We start from the raw sequence: 1,893 nt of genomic DNA, 5'->3' as shown, positions 1-1,893 counted from the left end.
GACGCTTCACTGCGCCCGCTGCCACGACCACAAGTTCGACCCGATCCCGCAAAAGGACTACTACCGGCTTCAAGCCGTGTTCTCAGGAATTGAGCGCGGCGACCGGGCCTACGCGGAGGGAGAGCACCCCACTCCGGGGAGCCCCAGCAATGGCTACCACAGCGCAATTGAGAAAAGCGCGGAAGTGGAAAAGTGGGTGCAGGTAGATTTAGGTAAACCACAGCCGCTCGACACGCTCCGTCTCCTTCCCGCACGCCCCACGGACTTTGCCGACACGCCCGGCTTTGGCTTCCCCATACGCTTCAAGATCGAGGTGGATGGCGTGGTCGTAGACGACAGAACCGGCGCGGACTTTCCCAACCCAGGCAACGCCACGTATGAAGTGAAGCTGGCAGGAAGAGTCGGGCGGGTGGTTCGGATCACGGCGACCAAGCTGTGGCCGCGCACGGGTGACTTTGTCTTCGCACTCGCCGAGGCACAGGTGCTCTCGGGAGGGAAGAATATCGGGCGCACGGCAAAAGTTGCCGCACTGGACAGCATCCAGGCCGGACGCTGGAGCACGGGCTTCCTCAACGATGGCTTCGATAGCCGTAGCGGCTTTGGCAAGCTCACCTACGCCGCCCTGCCGCGTGCGCCGCGCCTGATCTCGCTCCTGAACCGTGGCGAGGTCGAGAGCCCCAAAGAGACCATCGGACCGGGGGCGCTGTTTGGCGCGGTCTTTCCCGACACGCCCGACGAAGGACAGCGCCGTGCGGCACTGGCACGCTGGCTGACAAGCAGAGACAACGCGCTGACCTGGCGCAGCATTGTGAACCGGGTCTGGCAGGGACACTTTGGGCGTGGGATTGTTGAGACCCTCAGCGACTTTGGCAAGAACGGCGCAGGTCCCACGCACCCCGAGCTACTCGATACTCTCGCCCTCTGGTTCCGCGATGATGCCAAGGGGTCGCTCAAGAAGCTCCACAAGCTGCTGGTGATGAGCCGCGCCTACAAACAAAGCGTCACCGCCAACCCGAAGGCGGAGAAGCTTGATGCCGACAACCGCCTGCTCTGGCGGCAGAACCGGCGGCGCTTGGAGGCCGAGGAAGTGCGCGACAGTGTGCTGATGGTCAGTGGCGCACTCAATCGCAAAGCAGGTGGCCCCGGCTTTGCCCTCTTTGCCTTCAAGGACGACCACTCGCCCATCTACGACCACACCGATCTTGCCCACATCACCGACCCAGTGACGTTTCGCAGAACGGTCTATCGGTTTACCGTTCGTAGCGTCCCTAACCCGCTTCTCGACTGCCTGGACTGTGCCGATCCGAGTATCAACACGCCCGTCCGTAACACCACGCTCACCGCGCTCCAGAGCCTCGCGCTCCTCAATGACCCGTTTCTGATCGACCAGTCCGAGCGCTTCGCCAAGCGCCTCGCCACGCTACCGAAAACCCAACAAGTCACCGAGGCATTTCGGCTCGCACTAGGCCGCTCCCCCAGCGTCGCCGAGCACACCGAGACGCTCGCCTATGTCCAGAAAAACGGCCTCGAAAACCTCTGCCGCCTGCTCTTCAACACCAGTGAATTTGTCTTCGTGGACTAATCGATGAACCGACGTGATTTTCTGCTCCAGCTCAGTCTGACTGCCTTTTTCGTAAATGAGGACAGTGATCCAAAGCTTGTCATGACCCAAGCCGCAGCGTATCGTATTGAGGAGATCGAACCACTCCTAACAAAGAGAGTCGTCACCATTTCCCCTGCTCCAAGTGGACGCTGGGTTTTACTGGAACAAGACCTTCGCACAGCATACAGAGAGTTCGGAGAGCAAAAAATATGGCTCTACGATACTCAGCGGCATAAGCTGACGATGCTTCATCATCTTCAAGATACGCCTGAAGCCGGTACTTACATGAA

General features: G+C 60.1%; 2 protein-coding genes. Both read left to right on the top strand.

What is annotated here, in order from left to right; all coding sequences use genetic code 11:
• A partial coding sequence (locus RMO15_RS07585) for a DUF1553 domain-containing protein (RefSeq protein WP_309710035.1) occupies nucleotides 1-1,582 on the top strand: 1,582 nt, incomplete at its 5' end.
• Between the two features lie 3 nt (nucleotides 1,583-1,585).
• On the top strand, nucleotides 1,586-1,893 hold a 308-nt coding region (locus tag RMO15_RS07580), incomplete at its 3' end, for a hypothetical protein (protein WP_309710033.1).

Source organism: Armatimonas sp. (assembly GCF_031410135.1).
GTDB lineage: Bacteria > Armatimonadota > Armatimonadia > Armatimonadales > Armatimonadaceae > Armatimonas.
The sequence above is the reverse complement of the archived record's forward strand: the minus strand, read 5'-3'. Positions and strand labels throughout refer to the sequence as shown.